At 55.1% G+C, this 25,259-nt stretch carries 22 protein-coding genes; 16 read left to right on the forward strand and 6 right to left on the reverse strand.

What is annotated here, in order from left to right:
- The first annotated feature begins 67 nt into the window (after positions 1-67).
- The 4 genes from IVB05_RS33150 to IVB05_RS33165 all read left to right on the forward strand — a co-directional run bounded on the left by IVB05_RS33150 (position 68) and on the right by IVB05_RS33165 (position 4,324).
- The gene (locus tag IVB05_RS33150) at positions 68-904 is read left to right on the forward strand and encodes an AAA family ATPase (RefSeq protein ID WP_247780197.1); all 837 of its coding nucleotides are present in this window, start codon (positions 68-70) and stop codon (positions 902-904) included.
- A gap of 120 nt (positions 905-1,024) precedes the next feature.
- On the forward strand, positions 1,025-1,609 hold the full coding sequence (locus tag IVB05_RS33155; protein WP_247780198.1) for a polysaccharide biosynthesis/export family protein: 585 nt from the start codon (positions 1,025-1,027) through the stop codon (positions 1,607-1,609).
- An 82-nt stretch (positions 1,610-1,691) separates the two neighbouring features.
- Positions 1,692-2,879 (forward strand): hypothetical protein, encoded by a 1,188-nt coding sequence (locus tag IVB05_RS33160; protein ID WP_247780199.1) that lies wholly within the window; start codon positions 1,692-1,694, stop codon positions 2,877-2,879.
- Between the two features lie 425 nt (positions 2,880-3,304).
- On the forward strand, positions 3,305-4,324 hold the full coding sequence (locus tag IVB05_RS33165; protein ID WP_247780200.1) for an acyltransferase: 1,020 nt from the start codon (positions 3,305-3,307) through the stop codon (positions 4,322-4,324).
- Positions 4,325-4,469: 145 nt separating this feature from the next.
- On the opposite strand, the gene IVB05_RS33170 is transcribed toward IVB05_RS33165, so the two are convergent.
- Entirely contained in the window at positions 4,470-6,737 is a 2,268-nt protein-coding gene (locus IVB05_RS33170; RefSeq protein ID WP_247780201.1) for a tetratricopeptide repeat protein, read from the reverse strand.
- Positions 6,738-6,922: 185 nt separating this feature from the next.
- Positions 6,923-8,152 carry a WecB/TagA/CpsF family glycosyltransferase gene (locus tag IVB05_RS33175; RefSeq protein ID WP_247780202.1) on the reverse strand — a complete coding sequence of 410 codons (1,230 nt, stop codon included), beginning with the start codon at positions 8,150-8,152 and terminating at the stop codon, positions 6,923-6,925.
- Positions 8,153-8,404: 252 nt separating this feature from the next.
- On the opposite strand from IVB05_RS33175, the gene IVB05_RS33180 reads away from it, so the two are divergent.
- The 9 genes from IVB05_RS33180 to IVB05_RS33220 all read left to right on the forward strand — a co-directional run bounded on the left by IVB05_RS33180 (position 8,405) and on the right by IVB05_RS33220 (position 16,324).
- Entirely contained in the window at positions 8,405-8,923 is a 519-nt protein-coding gene (locus IVB05_RS33180; RefSeq protein WP_247780203.1) for a serine acetyltransferase, read from the forward strand.
- Between the two features lie 292 nt (positions 8,924-9,215).
- Positions 9,216-9,743 carry a serine acetyltransferase gene (locus IVB05_RS33185; RefSeq protein ID WP_247780204.1) on the forward strand — a complete coding sequence of 176 codons (528 nt, stop codon included), beginning with the start codon at positions 9,216-9,218 and terminating at the stop codon, positions 9,741-9,743.
- On the forward strand, positions 9,740-10,729 hold the full coding sequence (locus IVB05_RS33190) for a glycosyltransferase family 2 protein (RefSeq protein ID WP_247780205.1): 990 nt from the start codon (positions 9,740-9,742) through the stop codon (positions 10,727-10,729). Before IVB05_RS33185 ends, IVB05_RS33190 begins: the two co-directional genes overlap by 4 nt.
- 73 nt (positions 10,730-10,802) lie before the next feature.
- The gene (locus tag IVB05_RS33195) at positions 10,803-11,537 is read left to right on the forward strand and encodes a hypothetical protein (RefSeq protein ID WP_247780206.1); all 735 of its coding nucleotides are present in this window, start codon (positions 10,803-10,805) and stop codon (positions 11,535-11,537) included.
- A gap of 14 nt (positions 11,538-11,551) precedes the next feature.
- On the forward strand, positions 11,552-11,719 hold the full coding sequence (locus IVB05_RS33200; RefSeq protein ID WP_247780207.1) for a hypothetical protein: 168 nt from the start codon (positions 11,552-11,554) through the stop codon (positions 11,717-11,719).
- Positions 11,720-12,006: 287 nt separating this feature from the next.
- On the forward strand, positions 12,007-12,606 hold the full coding sequence (locus tag IVB05_RS33205; protein ID WP_247780208.1) for a hypothetical protein: 600 nt from the start codon (positions 12,007-12,009) through the stop codon (positions 12,604-12,606).
- A gap of 24 nt (positions 12,607-12,630) precedes the next feature.
- Positions 12,631-13,362 carry a glycosyltransferase family 25 protein gene (locus tag IVB05_RS33210; RefSeq protein ID WP_247780209.1) on the forward strand — a complete coding sequence of 244 codons (732 nt, stop codon included), beginning with the start codon at positions 12,631-12,633 and terminating at the stop codon, positions 13,360-13,362.
- Between the two features lie 72 nt (positions 13,363-13,434).
- Positions 13,435-14,889, forward strand: coding sequence for a hypothetical protein (locus tag IVB05_RS33215; protein WP_247780210.1), 1,455 nt, complete (start codon positions 13,435-13,437; stop codon positions 14,887-14,889).
- Between the two features lie 67 nt (positions 14,890-14,956).
- Positions 14,957-16,324: an oligosaccharide flippase family protein gene (locus tag IVB05_RS33220; protein ID WP_247780211.1), complete on the forward strand. Its 1,368-nt coding sequence runs from the start codon at positions 14,957-14,959 to the stop codon at positions 16,322-16,324.
- 32 nt (positions 16,325-16,356) lie between these two features.
- On the opposite strand, the gene IVB05_RS33225 is transcribed toward IVB05_RS33220, so the two are convergent.
- Positions 16,357-17,394, reverse strand: coding sequence for an SDR family oxidoreductase (locus IVB05_RS33225; protein WP_247780212.1), 1,038 nt, complete (start codon positions 17,392-17,394; stop codon positions 16,357-16,359).
- A 344-nt stretch (positions 17,395-17,738) separates the two neighbouring features.
- On the opposite strand from IVB05_RS33225, the gene IVB05_RS33230 reads away from it, so the two are divergent.
- Both IVB05_RS33230 and IVB05_RS33235 read left to right on the forward strand, forming a co-directional pair.
- Positions 17,739-18,656, forward strand: coding sequence for an FkbM family methyltransferase (locus tag IVB05_RS33230; protein WP_247780213.1), 918 nt, complete (start codon positions 17,739-17,741; stop codon positions 18,654-18,656).
- Positions 18,657-18,825: 169 nt separating this feature from the next.
- The gene (locus tag IVB05_RS33235) at positions 18,826-20,049 is read left to right on the forward strand and encodes a glycosyltransferase family 4 protein (protein WP_247780214.1); all 1,224 of its coding nucleotides are present in this window, start codon (positions 18,826-18,828) and stop codon (positions 20,047-20,049) included.
- On the opposite strand, the gene IVB05_RS33240 is transcribed toward IVB05_RS33235, so the two are convergent.
- A complete protein-coding gene (locus tag IVB05_RS33240; RefSeq protein ID WP_247780215.1) occupies positions 19,995-20,225 on the reverse strand; it encodes a hypothetical protein in 231 nt (76 codons plus the stop codon). The genes IVB05_RS33235 and IVB05_RS33240 overlap by 55 nt on opposite strands.
- Before the next feature lie 212 nt (positions 20,226-20,437).
- Between IVB05_RS33240 and IVB05_RS33245 the strand changes: the two genes are divergently transcribed.
- The gene (locus IVB05_RS33245) at positions 20,438-21,154 is read left to right on the forward strand and encodes a class I SAM-dependent methyltransferase (RefSeq protein ID WP_247780216.1); all 717 of its coding nucleotides are present in this window, start codon (positions 20,438-20,440) and stop codon (positions 21,152-21,154) included.
- 652 nt (positions 21,155-21,806) lie between these two features.
- Here the strand turns inward: IVB05_RS33245 and IVB05_RS33250 are convergent.
- Entirely contained in the window at positions 21,807-24,368 is a 2,562-nt protein-coding gene (locus IVB05_RS33250; protein ID WP_247780217.1) for a hypothetical protein, read from the reverse strand.
- A gap of 262 nt (positions 24,369-24,630) precedes the next feature.
- Positions 24,631-25,062, reverse strand: a complete 432-nt coding sequence (gene gspG / locus IVB05_RS33255; RefSeq protein WP_247780218.1) for a type II secretion system major pseudopilin GspG — start codon at positions 25,060-25,062, stop codon at positions 24,631-24,633.
- Positions 25,063-25,259: the final 197 nt, after the last annotated feature.

Consider the following 25,259-nt stretch of genomic DNA (forward strand, 5'->3'; position numbering starts at 1 on the left):
GTCGAGGGAGGAAGGGTAATTTCCCGAATTACGCTATAAGGGTCTGTAGCCGGGCTAAGGAAGTTCAATGTACGAGGCATTTTATCAGCTGCGGGAGAAACCTTTTTCAATTCTCCCCGACCCCGACCTGATTTATTGGGGCAAGATGCATTCCATGGCGTTCACGATGCTGGAGTTCGGCGTCATGAACAACGCCGGCTTCACCGTCATTACAGGTGAAATAGGGTCCGGCAAGACAACCCTGGTCCGCCATTTGCTCAAGAAGGTAAGCCCGGCGATCACCATCGGCCTGATCTCGAATTCTCCGCAGGGGCGGCAGGAATTGCTGCAATGGATCCTGATGTCGCTCGGCCAATCGTTCGACGGGGATTACCCAAACCTTTTCAAGAAGTTACAAGACTTTCTGTATGGTCAATTCGCCAACGGAAGACGGACCATATTGATCATCGATGAGGCGCAGAATCTCGAGCCGGAGGCGCTCGAACATTTGCGCATGATCTCCAATATTAACGCTGACAAGTTTCAGATTTTGCAGCTGATTCTGGTCGGCCAGCCCCAGCTGCGCGACCTGCTCCTGGCGCCGAAGCTGCATCAGTTCGCGCAGCGGATTTCCTCCGACTTCCACCTTCGCCCCCTCGACGACCGGGAGGTAGCCAATTATATCGCGTTTCGGCTCCAGGCGGTGGGTGCCCGCCGCCCCCTGTTCACCCAGGAAGCCTGCTCGCTGATCGCCTCCGCGAGCGGCGGAATACCCCGGATGATTAACGTCTTGTGTGACACGGCGCTGGTTTATGGCTTTGCCAACGACCAGCGGGTGATTTCGGACCACATTGTGCGGGACGTTATTGCGGATAAGCAACAGTACAGCATTTTTCCGGTAAAAAAGTTCTCTCGGGTTCCCTAAGTCCTTGTATCCTATTAGTTTCCCCCAAGGCTAAATAATGGCTGCGTGTTCGGGTGACCCCACACGACGGCCCAAGTGTCTTTGTTTACGGGCTTTTTGCCGATAGTTTGGGGGAATGATATGCGAATCCTGCTGGCACTGCTGTGTATTGCCTTCCTGACTCCGGCGGCGAACGCGCAGACCCTGAAGTCGGGCGACAGCCTTAGTATTTCGGTCCTGCAAGACCCCAAGCTCGATCGGAACGTTGTCGTCGACCCCTCCGGTGAAATCGCGTTCCCCCTCGCCGGCCATATCCGGGCACGCGGGCTGACGCCATTGGCGCTCGAAAACATTCTCAAGAACAAGCTGAAGAACAACTACAAGGACGAGAATCTCGACGTTACGGTCGCGGTCCTAAACGCGCCCAAGGAGATCCCCGAGGACGACCTGAAGCCGAAGATTTTCATCACCGGCGAGATCATCAAGCCGGGCTCCTATGTCGTCAGGCAGAAAACGACCTTGATGCAGGCTATCGCCCTTGCTGGCGGTATCGGACCCTTTGCTGCGAAGAACCGCATCCAGGTGAGGCGCAAGGGCCCAGGCGGCGACGAAACAATTTTCATGTTCAACTACCGCGCTTACGAAGCCGGTAACGACCTTGAAGGTAACATCACCTTGCGGGCCGGCGACGTCATCATGGTTCCGGAACGACGCTTGTTTGAGTGAGGCTTGACGATCGGCGGGGGCGAGAAGCAACGTGAAGAGAGCTGCCATAGCAGTCTCGGTGTGCTTTGGCATGGCGCCGTCCGTGGCATTTGCGTTCGACTGGTCGATTAAGGCCAGCGAGAGCGAAACCGTCGAAGTCAATAGCAATCAGTTCTTGCGCAGCTCCCCCGCGGGATCGGTGGGATCCTACACCACGCTCAACGCTGACGCAGAGGCGCGCACGCCGACATCCAAGTTCAACTTCACTGGCGACGGTACCTACAGGAAATATTGGGGTCCGGGCGCTGCTGGAACCGCGTCGGAATTCCTGAACTATGGATTCGGGGCCCGCTACGAGGTTCGGGAAAAGACGAACTTTGACCGGGAGTATGTCGAGGCGAACTGGAGACAGCAAAGTACCGCTCTCGCGATCCTGAACGATCTCGGCGTTTCCACGCCGGCTTCAGGCTTCATCGATCGGCTTACGGCAACCGGCGGAATCGACCGTTCGATCACCGCAATTGACACAGTGTCTCTGTTCGCCACGTCCACTCGCACAAGTTACGAGCCGTCCAGTGGTGGCCTGCCATTTACGGATACACTTGCGCGCGGCAATTGGCGGCGCTCGCTAAGTTCGGTCACAGCGATCAACCTGTCTTCCGAGTACGAACTGCTCGAATATGGCAACGCATTCAACACGCAGGTCCAGATTTTTCGTGAGCAGGCCGGGTTTGACGCCAATTTGTCGGCGGTGCTTTCCTTTCGCGCCAATGTCGGCGTCGCCTATCTGGTAACCGATCGGGGGCTTTCGAGTTCAGCATTCGGGGGCACGACGTCGGCCACACCCGTATCGAACACACAGCTCGACTGGATCGGTGACGCTGTTCTCACCTATCGCATGCTGAAGAGCACAACCTTGTCTGTCATCGCCAGCCAGTCGGTCGGACCGAGCATTGTCGGCTCTCTGTTCAAGCGGGATTCGATCACGGCATCGCTGAGCCACAGCATCAATTCACGATCCACTCTGTCGTTTTCAGCGAGCGGCAACCGGCAGATATCGACCACGACGACGGATTTTGCCTCGGCGTCGGCGACCTACAGCTACAATCTGACCCGGGAATGGCTGACGTCGGCCACCTACCGGTACCAGCATCGGTTCGCAAGCACCGGCACCACCATCTTCGATCCGATCACCGGCACCCCAACTGTGTCCGGCCTGGGGCCTGCGGATTCCCATAGCCTGATGTTCGTTGTGACGCACAACTGGACTGTGCTGCCGTCGGGCAACTAATCGTCATCCCGCTCGGACCATTTCCCCAGGTCCGGGGCCCACACCAGCGAAGTCGCCAAACGACCATGCTCCGCTTGGCGACTTTGTGTACCGGTGCGCCACCTATGGCTTGAACTACTTCCTCGCGGTTATAACGGCTGATGGGCGGTTGGCTGTCTCTCGTCGTCTGGATCGCGAGGCAGTTGATCGGATTGGCAGCAGCAAGAACGCCGCAAACAGCAAGGGCGGACCCCACAAAGCCAGCAAGCCGCAAATTACGATCTCTACGACATCCATGCTCATCCCCGATGACATGTCGCCGCCTATTTTTTTACCGAGATTCGCGCACGTACAAAGCAAAAACCATTTGTGCGCTGCACTGCTAGAACGGAAGCCGCCTCGGCGGTCTTTTTGTTGCGTGGTCGCCTCTAAAACCTTGCGAAGCTATGGACCGGACCGTTAGGCTCACGGCGATGGGGGATCATGGGGCTCAGCAGGGCCGCGTCGACTGGGTCGACGCGGCCAAAGGATTTGGAATCATTTTGGTGGTCGTCGGGCACGCGATCCGAGGGCTGCTGGAAGCGCGCATATTGATTGAAACAGCGACCGTCCAATACGTCGACACGTGGATTTACTCATTCCACATGCCACTGTTCTTTTTCTTGACTGGGCTTTTTATTGCAAGGTCCGCTGAAAAAAACACGCTCCCCCATTTCGTCTTCGATAAAGTTGCGACCCTCGCTTATCCTTACTTTGTGTGGTCGATCATTACGATATTGTTGAAGACAGCACTCGGACCGCTCCCAACCACGCCGCGAAGTTTGCGTGACCTGTCTCTGATCTTCTATCACCCGATCGAACAATACTGGTTTCTGTACGCACTCTTCGTTCTCTCAATCGGTTTCAAGTTGCTATATTTGAGCCGAACAACCTTCTGGATCTTCTTGGCGGCAGCAATCGCTATTCATCCTGATGCGACACCCCTCCTGTTGGACAGCAGAGTGATGGCCGAAGTCAGTCGATTTGCTATCTACTTCGCCATCGGCGCAGCGATTGGTTCAGTTCATCTGCGAGACGTTGAAAAACTGAATTCTGGCGTACTCGCCTTGATTGGGATTGCGGGCTTAGCATGCGCCGCGGGTCGCATCCTCCTCCCGCAAGACGGATTCTATCCAGTTTTTGCAACGCTAGGCATCTGTGGAGGATGTGCTACTGCTATTCTGATTTCTAGAAGCAAGTTCGCGCCGACTTTCGTGTATCTCGGTCATCATTCTCTCGAAATATTCGTCGTGCACACGATAGCTACTGCGGGAACCAGGATATTTCTGGCCTCTCTGCACGTAAGCTCCCCTTTCATCCATCTCGTCGCTGGAATTGTTGCGGGCTTGCTCGCGCCAATCGCGCTGGCTATCGCTCTCAAGCGAACTGGTGTCCACTATGCCTTCTCACTTAAGCCGCGCACTTAAAATGCGAGCAATCGAGTATGATTGCAATGGCCCATGACGCGCAGGCGCTCAACCCGCACAAGGCGATACTCTCCGTGCAAACGCTTCGCGCTTGTCCTCAGTGGAAACCGTTATCCGCTTTTCCCGAACATGCTCCAGCCAGCGTTCACTTCATCGCTGAGCGGATGCTGTCCTTGAGGGGCGTCCCGTCCGGCTCCAGCGAAAATGCGGTCTTGAACCGTTCGGTCGCCTTTTCGGTTTGCCCCGCAGCCGCGTAGCTCATGCCGAGGTGATAGTGGACTGCCGCAAGGTTCGGCATGCTGGCAGACGCTGGCTCCAGGGTTGCGATCGCACCCTTGAAATCGCCACGCTTGTACTGAGCCCATCCGAACGTGTCCTGAAATTGCGGCACGTTGGAGCTTTTCAATTTCTCAGACAGCTCAAACGCACGTTCGAGACTTGGCTTGTCGCTCCGATTGTCCAGTAGCAGGCTGACGAGATTGTTGATCGCAACCACGGAATTCGGCTGGTCCTGCAGAATCGCTTCGTACTGAGATATTGCGGCGTCGCTGTTCCCCCGCTGGATCTGCAATCCAGCCAGGGAGAGACGGAAAGCTACATTGCCGGGCAACTCCGCAAGTGCGGCCTTGAGCACCTTGTCAGCCGCATCAAAGTCCTTGCTTTGAACATAGAGCTCGGTCAGCGCAGTGTACCCCGCCGGCTCATTCGGCTGCTGCTCGACTGCCTTCCTGAAGCTTTGCAGCGCCTCATCGTTCTTCTTTTCCGCCAGTTTGGCCTGCCCGAGAAACACGAGAAGCTGGGCATTGGCTGGGAACTTGTTGCTCATCGCCTGCAGCAGCGCCGCAGCCTTGTCTGGCTTGCCCTGCTTCACATAGGCCGAGGCGAGTGCAAGCGCCGGCTGTGGTGCGTCCGGCGCTGCTTTGTGCGCAGCCTCCAGCGCTGCGACGCTTTCCTCGATCTTGTTCTGGCCAGCGAACGCCGCCGCGCGGATCTGTTCGGCAGTCACGCGGCCCTCATCGACGCGTCCCATCGCGTCCGCGATCGCCAAGGCTCCCGACCAATTCTGCCGGCTCAATCTGACCTGCGCCAGCGACGACCAGATCTGGAGATTGCCGGAATTGCGATTAGCAGCCTCCGTCAGAATCTCTTCGGCGCGAGCCGCGTCGCCCTTGCGTTGCAGGAACGCTACGTAGCGGAGGACGACATCAGGATTGGAGTTGGATGATTTGAGCGCGTCGGCATACTGACGATCGGCCAACTCGGCCTTGCCGCTGCGTTCATACGCCACTGCCATCAACGACAGCAGCTCAACCGACTTCGGCTGATCGTTGAGCGCCTCGCGCAAATCGGAAATGGCGCTGTCGATCTGGCCCTTGTCGATGCTCAGGGCCGCCCGCAGCCGGAGCGCGCCCGAGTTTCGGCGATCCTTCGAGAGGATATCGGCGATCAAGGGCTCGGCAGCCGCCTTGTCGTTCTTGGCAATATAGACCTCCGCAAGCTTGACCTGGGCGGCGAGCTTCTTGTCGGGGGTGGCTGCCGTGCTAGTCAGCTTCTGCAAAGCCTGCACGGCATCCGCCGCTCGGTTCTGCCCCAGATTCAGTTCAGCCAGTGCGATCTGGTAATCGAAGTCATCGCCGCCTGCCTTGATCCGCGCTTCCAACTCTGCTCTGGCGGCATCCGCGCCCTTCGTGGCAGCCAAGAAGCGGACAAGGTCGAGCCCGATCTTGCTGTCGGTCGGGTTGGCTTCGGCCCTCGCCCGAAATTCCTTCTCGGCCTCGACGAACTTTCGCTGCGCGATGAGAAACTGCAGAAGCTGGGCGCGGTATGCAGCCTCTTGAGGATTTTGCGCGATCAGCTTGCGCAGCAACTCTTCTGCCTTCGCCAAGTCCTTCTTGCGTGCATACGTGTCGATCTTCTGCAGGGTGATGCGCGTTTCGTCCTTGTCCGCAGGAACAGAATCCAGAAGCTTCAGTCCGCCATCGAGGTCGCCATCTGCGACCTTTTTCGATGCAAGCAACGAGATCGCATCGACGTTGGCCGGGTCGATCTCATAGGCGCGCTGGGCTTCGCGGATCGCGCCGGCATTGTCGTTTGTTCGAAGGAGAATGATCGCCCGCAAAGCATGGAGTTCCGCATTCGGCTTGTCGCCCTCGTTCGCGGCATCGACGACCCGGAGCGCGGCCTCGGCGGCCCCGCCGCCCACCATAATTCGCGCAAGCCTCAATCTCGCATTCAGATCGTTCGGATCCAGTTCGACGATACGGCGCAAATCCAGGAAGAGCGAAGTCGCCTTTGTCCGTTCGTCGATGCCTGCGAGCGCCCGCCAGACTTCAACCTTGTCGCTCTTGTACTTGACGGCTTTCAGGAGTTCCTTGCGCGCCTCGAGGTCGTCCTTCTTTTCGATGAGAGCCATTCCGCTCTCATAGTAACTTTGCGCGCGCTCTTCGGGCGATCCGCAGCCCGCTACAAACGTGACGAGCAGGAGCGCAAGTCCGCTGCGAACGCGAAACGTCTGACCGACTGGCTGCTTCATCTTTGGCCCTGGATTAGTGTCATGCGGCCGAAAGGCGGCCGGATAATCGTCTGTCGCCTCCGCTATCACACTTCCTGTGACAGGAGGAATTCGAATCTGTTCAGTCGGAATATTCGTCGCAGGCCGGCGGAGGCGCCCGTAAACAGCAGTTTCTGCCCCCGGCCAGCCAATTGTTTCCGAACCATCAGGAACAGGCCGAAGAATCTGGCGTCGACGTACTGCGTATTCGAAACGTCGACGATCAACTGTTTGCCGCTGTCGAGCGCGTCGCGGAGTTGTTCGATCGCGCCGTCAACGTGTGTGGCCACGGCGGCCCCCGACAGAGAAATGGTCACGGAACCGTGGTCTTCGCACCTTGCGATCGACAGCCTGTTCAAGTTTCGCGTCCGCCATTCACTCAGCATCAGGGGCAGGACGCAAGTGACCAGCATCGCGAGCAGCGCCTTCCCGTCGCTCCAGTAACGCCGCCAAAGATACGGCTCTTCCTTGATGCGCCACAGCCACTCGAAACCGGTGCTGCGGAGCATCGGCGGCGCCCGCCGGACGGTTCCGGCTTCGAAATTGATGGTGGCGCCGAACTGGGCGCGAACGGGCGGGCGCAGCCGCCAATGGTTATGCAGCAGCCAGGCCTGGGCCTTCTCCGCGCCGAAGAACACCGCAATTAAATCCGCGTTACTGGCATTTATTTCATCGATTATTTTCGGCGAACTCATCTCTTCGATCGTGCCAAAACCTGGATTGAGCACGCCGGCGCATTCCAGCCCGCCCCTCTCGGCGTTTAGTCTGGCGCCGACGGCAGCCGCCAGCCCCTCGGCCCCGCCCAGCAGGAAAACCCGCAGCCGCCGGCCCGTGGCGTTGGCCGATTTGAGCCGGCCGAACAGGTCGCTGCCGGCGACTCTCTCATGGATTGGAATACGTAAGAGCTTGGCGATCCAGATCAGCGGCATGCCGTCCGCAAGACACAGGTCGCTCAGCAGCATGGACTCGCGGAAGGTGCCGTTGATCTGGCTCTTTACGAGAAAATTAACGTTGGGTGTCGAAATCAGAAATGGCGCGCCGGCATTCGTTGCGAGCTCCATCGAGCGCAGCAGCGAAGGAAAATGGAGCGCGTCCACGGGAATGCCGAGGAGGCCAAATATATTGCGGGAAAGGTCGTCCGGAGAGGCGCAGGCCGATTGCGGATCCGCAGATCGATCGGCCAAGTCGGACGAGGCCGGCAGGGTGCGTAACGTATTTAACATAAAAGCTCCACGAACTTCAAATCTTCGCCCGACGCACCGCGGGTGGGCCATCATATAATTAACGAATCGCAAGCGATCTACTACGAAAATCTTGCTTAGTGAAATCGATTTAATATACGTGATTAATACTGCACCCTGAATGAAATGCCAATTCCAAGGAAATGGATGGGGCGGGCGTCCCCAGGAAATCGCGGGCCGTCGGCGATCGACGGCCGATGGAGATGGTTGCGCGCATTGAGAACCGGCGCGCTTCCAACGCGGCGAGCCGTCCGCTATTTGGTTTAATTCCAGGACAGGTGCACACAGGTGGATCAGGCTACCAAAGAGATCAGCGCCGATGTTCCCGACTGGACGCGGGAACATCCGCGGCAGTTCTGGGACCCCGGCCGCAAGCTGCTGCTGACGGTCCGGCGCTACCAGTTCTGGCGGGCACGCGGCGGGCTTTTCGGCAGGCTGTGCTGCAAGTTCATCGCGCTGCGCCACCGCTTCTGGAGCGTGGTGACCGGAGCCGAGATACCGCTCACCTGCCAGATCGGCGGCGGGCTGCTGATCCCCCACCCGAACGGCATTGTCATTCATCCGGACGCCAAAATCGGGGTGAATTGCCTGATTTTCCACCAGGTCACACTTGGTAGCCGCGGCCGCGGCGGGGTTCCCGAAATTGCCGGCCACGTCGACATCGGGGCCGGCGCCAAGGTCCTCGGGCCGGTCAAGATCGGCGCACATGCTCGGATCGGGGCGAACGCCGTCGTGATTGCCGACGTCGAGCCATACGGGGTGGCGACGGGATATCCCGGAGGGATGGGCAAGAATCCGACCCCATAAACAGATGCCGATCATGGGGCATTGGACGACGCACAAGTCCGATTATCACGACTGCGCATCGCATACTCGGCAGGATGATGCGGATTGCCCTTCTATCGAAGCTGAGCTTTCATCAAACACAACACCCGCCGGTCCGCGTTCATCACTAATCTTAACTAACCTCCCAATTCTTTCGCAGATACCGGCCATCAGATCGCTCAACACGACCAAAAACGGTTCCCGTTCAATTCGTCATGGTGGTACAGCATAATTGATTATTTGACCCCGCAAGCTGGTCGTCTGGACTGCATTGATGTTTGACAATATTCGAGCCGATTTTAACGCCCACGGCCGCGACGCGGGAGCCCAGGGATTTTGGGCCATGGTGATCTATCGATTTGGTCGATGGCGGTACGGCGTGCGCCCGGCATTGCTGCGCAAGCTGTGTTCGTTCATCTACAAGGTGCTCTACAAGATCATTCAGATCATTACCGGAATAGAGCTGCCCTGCGAGGCGATCGTGGGTCGCAATTTCGTTATCGATCATTTTGGCGGCATTATTGTCAGTGGCTACGCGCGTTTCGGAGACAATTGCCGCATCCGGAACGGCGTGGTTGTCGGGCTACGACGTGTCGAGGAGCCCGCTGCTCCTGTTATCGGCAACAACGTCGACATTGGCGCAGGAGCCAAATTGCTGGGTCCGATCAGGATCGGCGACAATTCAATTATCGGAGCCAACGCTGTCGTGATCGAGGACGTTCCCGAAAACAGCATAGCTATCGGCGTGCCCGCTGTCGTAAAGCCGCGTCGCCAGCAATCGACGGAAGTTTTCAACTCGTGACGCCCGCTGGGTGGCCATATCGCTACGGCGTTGTCGCGATCGGTCGCAATGAAGGCGAGCGCCTCAAGCAATGCCTGATCTCCGCTCAAAACGCCGATTTGATCGTTTACGTCGATTCTGGCTCGACCGACGACTCGGTCGATTGGGCCAGAAGCTACGGCGTCGAAGTCGTAGAGCTCGACATGAAGACAGGCTTCACCGCCGCGCGGGCACGCAACGCTGGCTTTGTCCGCCTGATGGAGCTGCGGCCTGATCTGGAGTACGTGCAATTTGTAGACGGCGATTGCGAACTGGCGAAGCACTGGCCCGATCGCTCCATAGCGTTTCTGGATGAACACCCAAAGGTTTGCGCCGTATTTGGCCGACGTCGCGAGCGTCATCCGAAACTTTCGTTCTACAATGAACTTTGTGACCGCGAATGGAACGTGCCGGTCGGAGAAGCCCGCTTCTTCGGCGGCGACGTAGTGATAAGGACCGCTGCCCTCACCAATGTTGGAGGCTATCGCGACGAACTGATCGCGGGTGAGGAGCCCGAGCTCAGCGTTCGACTTCGCGCTGCCGGCTGGCTGATCTGGCGAATTGACGAGGAAATGACCTTGCACGACGCCGCGATGACGCGATTCGAGCAATGGTGGCGTAGGCACGTACGCAGCGGATATGCTTTCGCGAACGGGGCCTATCTCCATGGGACGCCCCCCGAACGGCTTTGGGTTTGGGAAAGTCGGCGTGCCATTTTGTGGGGCCTCATAATTCCCTTGATATGTATCTCCCTTACCATTGCCTTCGGATTACCCGGCCTCTTGGCATTTCTGATTTTTCCGCTGCAGCTCGGACGCAGAGTCTTTCACATTCCGGGAACGTGGCCTGTTCGAGTTCAATTGGCTTTCTTTGACCTGCTATCACGTCTTCCCGAAAGCGTCGGCCAGCTCATGTTCATTCGCAACAGGCTTCTGCGATCTCCGTCTCGAATTATAGAATACAAGTGAAGCATCGAGGTGAGATCGGATAAGCCAACAATGGATCTGCGCGAAACCGGGAGCAGCTCACATGAGGTACAATATGTATAAGGCCGCGTTGTTTGAATATTTTGATCGAATCGAGATCATCCATTTGCCTGAACGAACTGATCGCTTGGCAGCACTGCGCTCCGAACTGGCGCGCGTCGGGCTGGACATCGACGACCCCAAGGTCCGAATTCCGAACGCTCCAAGACCCGAGACCACAAACGGCTTTCCATCTCGTGGAGTGTACGGCAATTTCCTCAGTCATCTTGATATCATTCGCAGGGCGGAAGCCGACCGATTGGAATCAGTCCTGATCCTGGAAGATGACGCAATTTTTAGAACTGCAATCGGCTCCCGAGGACCCGAGATCGCCGAGACCATCAGGACGCTCGATTGGGACATCCTATTTCTTGGCCATTCGCTTCGTGATCCACCGTCCTCAGAAAATGGCTTTGTCACTTACACGGGGGGATTCTACTGGGCTCACTGTTACGCCGTGAGAGCTAGAGTTATTCCCAACCTTGCGAGATATCTTGAATCAGTGATAGAGCGGCCAGCAGGACATCCGCTGGGCGGCAAGATGTACATAGACGGATCATTCACTCTGTTCCGACAGCAGAATCCGGATGTCAAATGCCTGATCTCGTCCCCGCGGCTGTCTATTCAGCGGGGGTCCGAAAGCTCGCTCGGCAAGGCTACTTGCTATGGGCGCCTGCCATTCATCTCGACCGCAAGACTAGTGCGCGATGAGCTGTGGCGTCATGGGTTAATAAGCGGCGGCCCCTCCTGAAGAGGGTATCAACGATGTCTCGTCTCGCAACGCGGCCCCCATCCGTGTATGCCCGCGCCGAACTGAGTTGGAAGCCGGCGTCAGATCGGCAGCGCATGGCTGATGAAGAGATCGGCGTGGCGCAGGAGTTGTGGCTGGGAGGCGACGAGGTGAAGGACGCCAGATCATCTGTTGCCACCTAGAGTCTCCACCGCAATCTTGCTGCATACCGAATGAATGCGTCTGCGCGCCTCGCTTCCTTTCAGCTTCTCGCTCGCTTCCCTGAAGGAATCGGCTTCGCGATGTTTTGGCGCGACCGCCTAATGTGTCGTCGCCCTCAGATCATCGAACACAAGCAGATTCCAAAAAAGCGGAATTATAATCGATTTTTGAGCGAATGGCCTAAAAGCCAGCAAGAATGTATGTTGTCAGGGCGCAGCCCACAGAATGTTGAGCTATGTTCAGAAAATCATTATCGACGGCGAGGTTCTTGATCGATAGGTATCGACACGGATTCGATGTTCCAGATCAGCCGCAGTTCGATGCTGACGGCCGAGCCTATTTTCTCGATCGGCTTACGAAGGCATCATTCTATCTTGAGTATGGCAGCGGAGGCAGCACCGTCGTTGCTGCCAGCCTGAAAAAACCATTTGTCACCGTTGATAGTGACTGCGTCTACTTAGAGAGCGTCCGTAAAAAGATTGCCCAATACGATTTAAGCAATGGACACTTGCTCCATGCCAATATCGGTATCACGACCGCCTGGGGATTTCCTCTGCTAAAAACAGAAATCCCCGGGAGGCTAGTACGCTGGAAGAACTATGCCGAACTACCCTGGACCTACAATATTCGACCGGATCTCATCCTAATCGATGGCCGCTTCCGTGTGCACTGTGCGCTCTACTCCATTAGTCGTCTCGATGATTTTGAGATAATGTTCGACGATTATGCAGGTCGACCTCACTATCGTGAGGTTGAGAAGTTCGCAGAACTCGAAATGCGCGGGCGTCTCGCCATCCTCAAACCCAAGCCCATCGACAGAAATGATCTACTGTCATCGATCAGACGTTTCTCGAGAGATTACCGCTAAGCGCATTGGATGAATGGCTTCCAAGTGAAACAGATAATCGATTACTTCGATCACGCCTTCCTGATCAATCTTCCTGAGCGAGCTGATCGAAGGAGGAGAGCTGAGCAGGAATTCAAGAAACTCGGGTTCGAGATTGAAGCCGCGCCCCCGGGTCAAAATCCAAGATGTAAGATCAGTCTATTTCCAGCAATAAAGTTCGATGACGCGGGATCGTTCCCCTCAACTGGATATAGAGGATCAGTAGCCAGTCACCATCGAGTCCTTGAGCTTGCGCGACAAACGCGCTTAAAGAACGTGCTTATCTTTGAGGACGACGTTCACTTCAACGTTGTCAAGCCCTCGGTTGTGCAAACAATTGTCGATCAAATTCCAGCCGAATGGGACATCATCTATTTTGGGTATTTGACTCCGACACTGCCTCCCTCCTCAGAAACAGGATTGCTCCGCTATTCAACAGGAACAATCGGAGGACATTTCTATGCGGTCAATGGTTCATTTTTTGATGTGATCATAACTTATATGAAGGAATGTCAATCGAGACCGGCCGGCCACCCCGATGGCGGATCTATGGGCCGTGATGGTACTTTCGGCCATTTGCTGCTGGTGCGACCGCAAACACGCGTCTTTATCACATCTCCCAACTTGGCAAAGCAACACGGCACAAAGAGTGACATTTCTCCCAAGCTTTTGGATAAGACATTTCTGGCGCCTCTCTTAGAGTTCTTACGAGTTGCAAGAAACAGGCTGCTGGACTGAAGACCTCCAGCTAAACAAGCATGTTGGAATCAAAGTTTCCCGTTCCACGTCGCACCCGTCAGGAACCGAGCATTGGCTGAGGAAAACCTAACACTTATTGCGGCACTGGCTCTCCTGCTTTGGCCAATCGTGAGCCTTTGCCTGTTTGCATTTTGCAAATCTCGATCGGAAGCCCTGATCTTAACTTTTCTGACGGCCCAGCTGCTTCTTCCCAGCAACACGGGCATCAAGCTCCCGATGGTTCCGCAGCTTGATAAAGCCAGTATGGCAAGCTTCTGCGCTCTTGCAGGCATCTTATTTTTTTCCCGGGGCAAGTCGCCGAAACGATCAAGACAATTTGGTGTGGTGGAAGCATTGATCCTAGGCACCGTAGTATCGCCCATAATCACGAGCGAATTGAATAGCGACTATCTCATTATCGGTGGCCGTTTTCTGCCGGGCGTTGGCCTCTATGACGCCATTTCCGCAGCCGCGTCAGCACTGATAGCCCTCATTCCGTTCATGCTTGGGCGATCCTTCCTTCGAACTCAATCAGATACTGAAGCCGTCCTGCGGATCCTCACAGTGGCTTTCCTCTTCTATTCGATCCCACTGCTATTTGAGATCAGGTTCAGCCCGCAACTGCACCTCTGGGTTTATAAGTATTCGCCAATTGAATTTGTTCAAGCAATGCGTGAAGGCGGATTCCGCCCTATGGTCTTCATAGGCCATGGATTGCTCGCCGCTTTTCTCCTGATGTCCAGTGCCTTAAGCGCGATGACGCTTTGGCGCAATCACATTCGCCTGCATCCCATTCCATCGGGATTGGCGGCTCTGTACTTGAGCATCCTTCTCGTACTTTGTAAGAGCCTGGGTGCGCTTGTTTATGGAATTATCGGTGGCTTCTTGGTTCTAATGGCTAAGCCAAAGCTGATGTTTCGTGTCGCCGTGGTGCTGGTTACGATCTCGCTGGCTTATCCTGTATTGCGATCACTCGACCTCGTCCCCACCACAACGATCCTCGACGTGGCGAAATCGATCGATAATGAACGAGCCGAATCGCTGGAGTTTCGGTTTACCAACGAAAACATGTTACTTGCACGTGCCTTCGAGCGACCCTTGTTTGGATGGGGACGCTATGGACGAAGCCGGGTGTACGACGAAAGTACCGGTAGGGACGTCAGCGTGACCGATGGACGATGGGTCATCGTTATCGGCCAGTTTGGACTGGTAGGATTCTTGCTGGAGTTCGGACTGCTAGCGATTTGCGTCTATCGAGCTGCGTCTGCCTTTCGATTTGCCTCGTCGCCGAGCGATCAGCGTGCGATGGGCACACTTGCGCTGCTCGTGGCGATAAACATGTTTGACTTAATCCCGAATTCTGCGCTGATCCCTTGGACGTGGTTGCTAGGCGGCGCATTGTTAGGTCGAGCCGAAGCTCTTCTCGCCAGGCGATCAATTGGATCAACGCCTACTCTAGGATATCGCTCGGATGTATCGACCAGCACGAACACTCTGGTGAATCCAACCAAACTAACCGCGACCTGATGAGCATGGACTTTAGCCTCCATTGCCCACAACCGCCTTACGATGGCCTGCAATAGTGATTGGAACAATGACCCTTCGTCAAAGGGCTCTTCGAGCTGGAGCGTGGACCGTCGCATCGTACGGCGTCGAATTGTCAACGCGACTGCTCACGAATTTGGTTATGACGCGCCTTCTTTTCCCGGAAGCATTTGGCGTTGTGGCAGCTGCAACGGCGTTGATAGTCGGTCTTGGATTGTTGAGCGATTTCGGCGTAAGGGCTGTGATTATACGCAGCCCTCAAGGGGAAGATCCAAAATTTCTCCAATCGGCCTGGACATTTCAATGCTCCCGAGGCGTTCTGTTGTGGCTCGTATTGATTGTTGTCTGCGCCGTTCTCAATCTTCAGGCAATTCGCTCAATGCTACCGCCAGAGAGTGTATTCGCGAATGTCCAATTTCCTTTCGTTGCTTGCGTGTTGGGAATTACTCTTGCTCTAAACTGCTGTGAATCGACGGCAATTTCACTGAACACAAGACGGCTGAATTTTAAGCCGATAACCGTGCTGGATCTCACCGCCCGAATAACGTCCATCCCAATAATGATTGGTTCGGCCTACCTCTATCCCAGCGTGTGGTCCATCGTCGCAGGAACGATCGCGGGCGGCATCATGCGCCTCGCGCTGTCACATGCCATCATTCCGGGCCCTCGGATGAAGTTTGTATGGCATCAAGAACATATCAAAGAAATTGTCGCTTTTGGAAAATGGGTCAACCTCTCATCGATCGCCACATTCATCAGTTCACAAAGCGACGTTCTCCTCCTTGGGGTCTGGCTAACGGGGCCGCTATTGGGAATCTACTTCATCGCGAAGACTCTAAGTGACGCGATCGAGAATCTCGTTGAGCGACTAAATAGCTCAATGACACTGTCCGTCCTAGGCGAGATAGTCAGAAAAAATCCTGGTGATCTCAGAGATCGCTATTACCGATTTAGATTGCCCATCGAGCTCGTCGCTGCAGGCTCTGCAGGATTTCTTTTCGCGGCAGGCGACTTGATCGTGAATGTGCTCTATGACCATCGTTATGCGGAAGCGGGCGTTATGTTGCGCATTCTGAGCTTTGGTCTTTTACTATACCCCAGTCTGCTGATTCGTTCGGCCTTCGCAGTAGTCGGCAAACCAAATATAGTGGCCTGGATATCAGTTCTTCAGGCCATTTCGTTGGCTTGCTGCATGGTATTCGGATTTTATTTTTTCGGTGCTCTTGGCGGCATCGCCGGTGCAGTCGCTAGTCGCGCTATTCCGTCAGTCGCAATACTCTTGATGGCTCGTGGTGAGGGCTGGATAAGTCCAGCGAAAGAGCTACGCTGTGTCCCCATCTACGGCGTCGGATTCATCCTCGGTAAGCTAGCCGTCTACGTTGTGCATTTGATACCGATCGGCCTCGGCCACACATAGGGCTACTGGAAATCGTTCGACCTGCCGAGGACCTAGGTCAACCCCGCCTTGTTAGCTTGATACCACTCGCTCGTTTCTGCCAAGCCCGCCTCCAGCGGACAGGTTGGCTCGTATCCCAAAAGACGTTGAGCCTTACTGATATCCGCGGATGATCGAACGATATCGCCTGTCCTAGGCTCGCGGTAGACGGGCCTTAGGTCTTTCACATTTGGGCAATGTGGGACGAGAGCCCCCTGGATCATACCAAACAGCTCGTTCAGCGAGGTGCCGCGACCGAGTGCAACATTGTAGATTTGATTTGTTGCGTCGGACGATTCGATCGTTGCAGCCAGAATATTTGCTTGAACTACATTCTCGACATGACAAAAGTCACGACTAGCCTCTCCATCTCCATATATTTCCACTACATCTCCAGCGATCATCGCGTCCATCCACCGCGGGATGACCGCTGAATACGGACCTTTAGGGTCTTGGCGGCGACCAAAAATGTTGAAGTAACGAAGCCCGATCGAGTGAAAGGAAAAGTTTTTGCTAAAGACATCTGCGTAAAGTTCATTGACCAATTTAGTCACCGCGTACGGCGATAAAGGCCGGCCAATCACGTGCTCAACCTGACGTGGCGCCACGTGATCACCGTAGGTCGAGCTGGACGCCGCAAAAACAAAGCGGCGAACTGAAGCATCGCGTGATGCGACCAGCATATTAAGAAATCCATCTACGTTCACAAGATTGGTTGATACCGGATCGCTGATTGACCAAGGCACACTCCCCAGGGCGGCTTGGTGCAGAACGTAGTCGACGCCAGCGACTACCTCTCGACACAGTCGAGCATCAACAACATCCCCCTCAATCATGCGGAAGCGAGAGAACTGGGCAGGCGTGACCAGACTTTTTACGTCCTCAAGATTTCTTCGATTGCCGGTCGCAAAATTATCCAGACCGACAACGGTTTGGTCGAGCCGTAGCAGCTCCTCGAGGAGATTCGAGCCAATGAATCCCGCAACACCTGTTATGAGCCATCGCTTAGGCTGGGCTTGCAAACGCTTGCGTACTTGCTGGTATCTAGACATCATAAGCTCATTGCCTCAACAAGGGCTCGCCACTGTCATCATGGAAATTCCAAATTTGTTATGGCAAGGGCCGCCGACCACGCTATTGCACATTCTCCTAGACTTCCCTTGCTATGAATATTTATGGGCAGAGAACGTCAATTGCGTGCCTGCCAAATAATGTTGCTGACCAAAAGTGATTTGCAGGATTAGAGCCTCACCCCCTTGGATCAAGCGCGACCTCTGTCTCATTAACCCTTTCTCTGTCAAGGGCTAGGCGCTAGTGGTAACGTGGGATAGTCTGCCCGTTTATAGGACTTTTTCAGCTGCGATATTCGAAGACCTGTTTTTAGAGAAGCGCAGCAATGCCAGTTAAAGTGAAAGCCAAGAACGAAGTGAACACTCGCTCAATTGACAATAACTACGACGACGTGAGGCGGCGAGTTTCTTTGAAACGGAAAATTGCCTCGTTTGCAGACCGCCCTGGCGGACGGTCACTTCTCGCAGCGCTCACGACGAGAGCCGCGCGCCATATGACCGGCGACCAAGGCATCTCGATCATGTATGATGACATGTGGATAGATGTGGTCGATGGCAGGTTTATTCCACGTTCACCTCGGTACGACTACTATGCATTCGACCTTGAGCGGATACGCAGCCGAGCAGAGTCCAGATTGACCGGGTCATTGGACTACTGGACCTATCTCTACAATCCGCAACCAGGTGACACCATCATCGATGTCGGCGCGGGGGTTGGAGTTGACGCACTCTCTCTAGCGCCGCTAGTCGGAAATACCGGCCGGGTATACTCAATTGAAGCCAACCCGCAAACGTACCGGGCACTGAAAAAAACTATTTCACTCAATAAGCTCGACAACGTCTCACCATACAATTTCGCGGTTGCGGACACTGCAGGCGAGGTCTGGATTACCAACCTCGATAACGATGAGGAGAACAGCATCTCCAAACTCGCCGGCGAGAAAAGTACTCCCGTGCCAGCGCTCGATTTGGATACGTTCGTGGAGGACAATCGAATTCAATCGATTGGCCTGCTAAAGATGAACATCGAGGGGGCCGAAGAACTCGCAATTCTTGGAATGTCGAAGAGTGTCGATCGCATCAAGAATATTGCGATTGCTTGTCATGATTTTAGAGGCGATTTGCCTGGAACAAGGGGGCCAGTTATCGACTTCCTGAAAAAGAATGGCTTCCAAATAGAGGTGCGCGATAGTGACCCGCGCTCCTATGTTCGGGACCATGTACACGGACAGCGTCTCACCTAGTGCGCTAGCGGCGAGCTTCCGAAAAGCCTGCGAATCCGGGAAAATCGCGCGCGAGCCAGATCGGGCCTTTGCCGCGTTGAAGCTTCAATGCGCGTTATGGTTCTTAAGGGGTTGAGGGGCTCCATTCATCAAGCTCAGGCTCCCGACGTCCAGATTGATTAGGCAGCAAATGAAGATCGCCATATATGTGCCCTCTTGGCCCGCGGGCTCAGTTGCGAATGGCATTGTTACCTACGCCTCACACCTTGTCCCAGCACTACGCGAACTGGGGCATGAGGTCTTCATACTGACGCCGAACTGCATCGGCGAATGCGATCAATTCACAATTGACTTGCGCACTGTCTCATTTTCTCAGCCCCTACTCTCCCGCATCAGGTCGCGCATCTTTCCGCATCAATACATTCTCGAAGTACCCGCAATGCGAATTGCCGCGGCCGTCCAAGCTTTGAAAAACGAGCATCAAATCGACGTGTTTGAAATGGAAGAGTCTTTCGGGTGGGGTGCAGCCGTTGCGCGGCTAAACGCTGTTCCTTTGGTTGTCAGGTTGCATGGTCCCGCTTTTCTCACCGCACGTTTCGGTAACCGCGGAGATGCCGTCCGCTACGCGCAAAAAGTAAGGTGTGAAGGCATCGGAATTGAAGCAGCAACTTTGGTGACGTCACCATCGCAAGCCGCCCTGACGGAGGTGAAGAGGCATTACAACATCAAATTGGAAAACTCGCGCGTGATTCCGAACCCCTCGGGTGCAAGCGCAAACACCGTCACCTGGCATTTGGACCAATCCAGTATAAATCGCGTACTTTACGTGGGCAGATTCGATGAATTGAAGGGCGGTGACTTGGTGCTTCATGCGTTCGGAAAGCTAGCCGAACAGTATCCAAGCCTTCGACTTACCTTCGTGGGTCCAGACGCCGGAATTCAAGACAATGACGGACGGAACTATTCCTTTCAACAGTTCGTCGGTCAACACCTGCCAACTTCGGCCTCGTCTCGCATCGACTACCTCGGCAAGATATCTCATGCTGAGGTGATGTCGTTGCGACCTAACCACCTCTTTACAATCGTTGCATCACGATTCGAAATGTTCCCATACGCTGTTCTTGAGGCAATGTCGGTTGGAAGTCCAGTCGTCGCGGCCAATGTAGGTGGGGTTCCTGAGCTGATCTCACACCGACACAACGGACTTCTGTTTGCTAGTCAAAATGTAGCCGAATTGAGTGAAGCTTGCAGGTCCTTGCTCGATGATCCCTCGCTCGCCAAAGCCCTTGGATCCCAGGCGAAAAAGGATTGCATGACATCATTCAACTCACATCGAATCGCGATAGAAACGACTAGTGCCTACCAGGCTGCAATCGAAATATTCACGTCTTCCGCAGCTAGCGGTTCAGCGTAGCCTTGGCGAAAGGCGACATCGACGATCGACTTGTCCTCGATCGGCTTGCGCTTGAATTTCCGCAGCCGCACCGGATCGTTGCCGACTTCCGTCACGCCGGTGGCGCGGTACGTCGCCCGCAGCGCCGATTTGCTGTCGTACATCCGGCCGTCGAGCTGCGACTGCACCGGATCCATTACGTCCGACGCCGGCCTCGGGCACGGCAGATCCGACCGCTTCGGCTCACGCCGCGCCTTCACCGGCCCCAGCAGTTCCCTGGAGAGGTCGATCAGCTGAAGTTTTCGCGGTAGGACATGCGGTCGGACCCATGGTTTTCCCCAGGGAAGGGGCTAGGCGAGCAAGGCAACGTGCGGTAGCGTGGCGCTTTCTGAGTTCTGAGAGGTCTTCCGTGAAACTTCCACTTTCGCGCACGCGCGCAAAATTAGTTCATCGCACCAAGGAATTCATTTTCGACAATGGCGGGTTTCAATCGATGCTGGATCTCAGAACCAAGCATCAATTGGAAGATTCGATGGGGTTCCGCGGACAGTTAGATGAACATCGGCGCTTTCAAATCGAGATGCTAATGGACCGTGGGCTGAAGCCACATCACAGCTTCCTCGAATTAGGGTGCGGTCCACTCACGGCGGCCATTCCACTGATCCAATATCTTGACCACGGACGGTATGTCGGGGTGGACATTCGCAGCACTGTTCTCGACATGGGGTGGACTGAGATTGGGAAGGCAAAGCTGAGCGCTAAAAACCCTCGACTGATCTGTTCAACGTCGTTCGGAGCCGAGGAGATCGGTGATCAAAGCTTTGACTTCGTGTACAGCTTCAGCGTGCTCTACCACTTGAGCGACGAAATTCTCGTAAATTATTTCAGATTCGTGTCGAAGAGATTGGGATCGGGCGGGGTCTGCATCGCCAACGTTAATACAGACACTCAAAGCGATCGATGGCTGGAATTTCCCTTCCTTCAGAAATCGATTGAGACCTACGAAACCATGGCACGAGCGCATGCTCTGCAAACTAAGAAGATAGGAACTCTTGCCGACCTCGGCTTCCGACATATAGGTGCAATGGAAGCGCGCAATCCGATCCTCGAGTTCAGGCGTGTCTAGGTTTTAATCACTATCTGCCATAACAACTATGCAATCTTCCGTAGCCACATCGGGTCGTTGTCGTTAGGGGCCGGGTCGAGGTCTCGCTTGAGCAGGAAGTTATAAACTGCGCCTGCGGCCGTGTCGTTACAACCGGGTGCTACAGAGAAAACCGAACTGCTGAACTGCGTTTTGAACATTCCGAATTCCACTGTGTTGCTGGTATGGTGTCTGACGCGATCGTTCGCTGGAGTCGAGGCCGACGGCGTAGACAAACCGCTAGTGCCGGCGTACGTGCCGGTCGAGCAGGCTGAACCACTAACCAGCGAGGCATTCTTGGTGTAGTTGAGCGTAAAGCTTGCCCGACTGCGCCGCAATAAAGCCGTTGGTCATGCCGCTAGCGGTCATGACATAGAACTCTCGATTCTGGAATGATGCCCCGGAAGTCACCATAGAACAGCTCCGGACGTTCGACCCGGACGAAAGCGAGAGGCTGTATATGCTGACCACGCGCGACGAGCCGCCATTGGACGTGGCATCAGGAGTGCTCGACGTAACCCCATCGCACGTCACAGACGTGATGTTACCGCCATTTATAGCAACGACGACAATTAAGTTATCCCAGAGGCAGACAGACGACCACATCTGCTTCTATTCGTAGAGGCAGCCGAGCCTAGTTTATGCTGCGATTCCTGACCCCTTGCTGCTGCCACACTGAAGAGGCATCGCCCCATTCAGCATTTCCGAAGCCATAGGCGGTTGGGAAATTATGTCCCCAGCGGAGGCCGGTTTGAATGTATTCGGCGGGCATTCCGGCGCCCGCACCGAACTGGTTGTGAAATTTCAGCATCGCATCTGCCCATGATTGGCTCCGCTTCACAGCGCGCAAAAACATTTGCTGAGGAGTAAAGGCTACGAACTGGGCAAGCGATAGGCTAACCGTGGTGTTGTTAGAGAGTGTGATCGAGGTGCCTGATGCCGACAACACCGTTGTCCCTGCGGGGATACCATAGCCCGCAACAAAATATCCTGGCGCTAACGCCGCTACATAGGACGTATTCACTCCGGTTATCATGTTGGTCTTTCCGTCGATCGTTCCCTGGGCATACGGAAGGGTCCCCGTGACTTGACCACCTGCGCTGATAGCCTGAACGTTACGATCCCATCCACCCTCGTACATTATGACCGACTTGCCGTAGGATTTCATTTTGGAGATGTAGGCGGGCAGCAGAACCGTCCGGTAGCGATCCAATGTCTCGTTTCCGCCCAAGGCTGGATCAACTATCCCCTTCACGTATGCGGCGCATATCAATTCCTGAGCTGCAGCATTACCGGTGCTCTTGGCCCAACTAAGTGCATAGGCGTCAAGATTTGCGGTATCGAACGAAGTGCTCGTCAAGAAATATCCGCCGAATGAAAAGAAATCGTGGTGCGCCATCGGTGCGATAGTCGGCCCCCACACGTTCAATGGATCATTAAGATAGAACTTGCTTCCATCGATGCGCGCCAAGTTCAATCCTGAGATTCCAAGCGTGCCCTGACCTGACAGAACAAATCGCAGACGCGAATTATTGAACGCGGATTTCTTGATATCCTCCACGTTTATAACTGAGCGAAGCGCGACCATGCTGGCGTAATCTGCGGCTCCCGCAGTTGGCCAACGGAGTGAGCCGCGATATGCGCAGTAGTATGTTTGAGAAAAGCCGGCGCCGCCTGAGTTCCATGTCTCGTTGCTGAACTCGACAAACAGTTGCAGGCCGGAAGACAGTCCCCTGAAGCCATTGGCGCCGTTAAGAATGACGTTCACCGCCTGGATACCCCAGCTCGATTCCAATCCATAATCCGGATCCATCGAACAAAGACCAAGGTGTGGGATGTTCGTCCACATATGAATTGGACGCGCCGGTCGCATCGCATTGACCTCGTTCACCAGCGCCGTGCAAATCTCCAGCGGTACACCGCCATCATGTCCGTTGGTTGCGCCTAGATCATTGAACATCCACACGCCGTAGACATAATTGCCTGCGCCATCCGTCTGGGCCGCGATAGTCTTGTCAAAGACAAACGTCTTGTAATCTCCGCTCGCGATGTAGCCGTTTCCGTAATACGAGGGAGGTGCAGTCGGAATCGGGAATGTGACTGGATAAGCCCCTCTTCCTCCCACATTTAGGCTGATGAATTGATTTGCCTGCGCAGCGCCCGAAAATGAACCGAATGTAGTTGTATCGATTCCGATCGAATAATTGTCCTGGTCGATAACCGTGATCGTGCAGGGCAGAATATTCAGCTTTGGCATCACGCCGCTGGCGAACCTGTGTGAAATAATATCGCCTGTCGCAAAGCCATGGGCATTCGCGGTGACGCGACCGGGATTCGAGTTGGTCACCGCCGTTATCGCTTTTGAGCCGGCACGCACCATCCCCGAACCGATACGGCAGGTGACAACTTCCCCTTGCAATGGCGTGGCCGGCGTCCCCGTTACGGACGCAAGAGAATACTGGTTCACTCCCGTTGTCTGGCCATACGGCGGCGATGCCACCCAATTTGTATTACCGCCCCCTCCTGCCGAACCTCCCCAAGCCGCATACGTGGGCAGCGTGCGACTGGTATCAAATCGCGTCTGCTTCGCATTGTTTCCGCCGACCCAATCCATAAATCGAATTGCACTTGGGCATAGATCGACCAACGACTGCTTGTAAGGCGTGCGGAAGATTTTTCCGGCTTGCAGATCAGCCTCGTCAGTCAATCGATAGAATTGCACGTTGCGCAACCGCGCACCCGTCCCATCTGTGGCGTAGACGATGACTGAGAAGAGTTGCGCCGGTCCACTAAAGCTCAGGACGATGTAGGTATCGGAGCCAGAAGTCGTCCTCCACCTGTCGGACGAAACCTGAGTGGCGTTGGTGCTCTTGCTCGCCTGATAGGCCCAGGAACCAGCCTGCAGCGAGAGCCTAACCTCGCCGTTACCTTTCCATCGCAGCACGTAGTACTGGCCGCTCCCAACTTCTCCGTATTGAAACGAAGCGGGTATGCGTACTCCTCCACCAAAAGGCTTGTTATCCGAAGCCTTTATGCTGATGACTGGATAGCCGTCCTTACCAATCGATTGCATCCATGTGGGCCCAGTGCTCCACGAATTTCCGACCGGACCAAACTGCTCCGCAATCAAGAAATGATCGATAAAGCGATATTCACCTCCCCCAGCAGCAAAGCCGATGTTGATGACCGAGCGCAATGAAGCAGTACCGCTACTAATGCTAGGCGCCGCCAGAGGCACTGGCCCCGCAAGCGCAGCGGCCGGCAGCATCGACGTCAGGGAAGCTGCGCTCACGCCTCGCAGAAAGGTTCTACGGTTCATGTTAGACGTCATAGTCAGGTCCAATCATCGTTAAGGGGAAAATTTGAAGACGATTAATCACGCGACCGAGCTGATTTTACTGCAGGCCCCGTCACCCACGCTAGTCTATCACTTCTCGGAAAACATTTAATTCGGCCCGTTAACCGCCCCGGAACGCCGCCGCGCCCGCATTCGCGGACTTGTCAGCGGATTTGGCCTTGCCGGTCGGCCCCAGCGAATAGACCTCGTACTGGCTGTCGATGATGGCGTATTGATAAGGCCGCCCCCACGGATCAAGCAGATTCTTCGCCTTCTTCAGATACGGTCCGTTCCAACGCGGTGCCTCGGGCGGCGCCTCGACCAGGGCTTTCAGGCCGGCGCTGGCACTCGGATAGGCGCCGTTTTCCATATAATAGAGTTCGAGCGCGGTCCCGATATTCTCGATCTGGAGCTGCACCGATTGGGTTTTGGCCTTGCCGAAATAACCCATTAGCTGCGGCGTCGCGATTGCCGTCAGAACCGCCAGAATACCCATCACGACCAGCAATTCGAGCAGCGTATAGCCCGCATTTTTACGGTCTCGGGATCGCAAGGTCCGGGCCCGCAATAGCTTTCCGCCACGAGGTTTCGCCCTGTCCAGTATCTTGGCCAACATCCTGATCGCCCCTGAATTCATCTTCGTGAATTTCCGCGAACGATACTGTTGGCCACTGGTGTTCAAAGGGTTTACGAATGGAACCCGCTGGGAAGACGGTCAACGCCAAGTAACGGATATCGGGAAAGCTAATT

Origin of the sequence: Bradyrhizobium sp. 170 (assembly GCF_023101085.1) — a bacterium.
Taxonomy (GTDB): Bacteria; Pseudomonadota; Alphaproteobacteria; order Rhizobiales; family Xanthobacteraceae; genus Bradyrhizobium.

Excerpts from the sequence above, each read along its gene's own strand:
- IVB05_RS33220 (WP_247780211.1), top strand. The coding sequence starts at position 14,957 with ATGACCCTTCGTCAAAGGGCTCTTCGAGCTGGAGCGTGGACCGTCGCA.
- IVB05_RS33230 (WP_247780213.1), top strand. The coding sequence starts at position 17,739 with ATGCCAGTTAAAGTGAAAGCCAAGAACGAAGTGAACACTCGCTCAATT.
- IVB05_RS33195 (WP_247780206.1), top strand. The coding sequence starts at position 10,803 with ATGTATAAGGCCGCGTTGTTTGAATATTTTGATCGAATCGAGATCATC.
- IVB05_RS33175 (WP_247780202.1), bottom strand. The coding sequence starts at position 8,152 with ATGATGGCCCACCCGCGGTGCGTCGGGCGAAGATTTGAAGTTCGTGGA.
- IVB05_RS33240 (WP_247780215.1), bottom strand. The coding sequence starts at position 20,225 with ATGGATCCGGTGCAGTCGCAGCTCGACGGCCGGATGTACGACAGCAAA.
- IVB05_RS33235 (WP_247780214.1), top strand. The coding sequence starts at position 18,826 with ATGAAGATCGCCATATATGTGCCCTCTTGGCCCGCGGGCTCAGTTGCG.
- IVB05_RS33150 (WP_247780197.1), top strand. The coding sequence starts at position 68 with ATGTACGAGGCATTTTATCAGCTGCGGGAGAAACCTTTTTCAATTCTC.
- IVB05_RS33155 (WP_247780198.1), top strand. The coding sequence starts at position 1,025 with ATGCGAATCCTGCTGGCACTGCTGTGTATTGCCTTCCTGACTCCGGCG.
- IVB05_RS33170 (WP_247780201.1), bottom strand. The coding sequence starts at position 6,737 with ATGGCTCTCATCGAAAAGAAGGACGACCTCGAGGCGCGCAAGGAACTC.
- IVB05_RS33165 (WP_247780200.1), top strand. The coding sequence starts at position 3,305 with ATGGACCGGACCGTTAGGCTCACGGCGATGGGGGATCATGGGGCTCAG.
- IVB05_RS33185 (WP_247780204.1), top strand. The coding sequence starts at position 9,216 with ATGTTTGACAATATTCGAGCCGATTTTAACGCCCACGGCCGCGACGCG.
- IVB05_RS33225 (WP_247780212.1), bottom strand. The coding sequence starts at position 17,394 with ATGTCTAGATACCAGCAAGTACGCAAGCGTTTGCAAGCCCAGCCTAAG.
- IVB05_RS33200 (WP_247780207.1), top strand. The coding sequence starts at position 11,552 with ATGTCTCGTCTCGCAACGCGGCCCCCATCCGTGTATGCCCGCGCCGAA.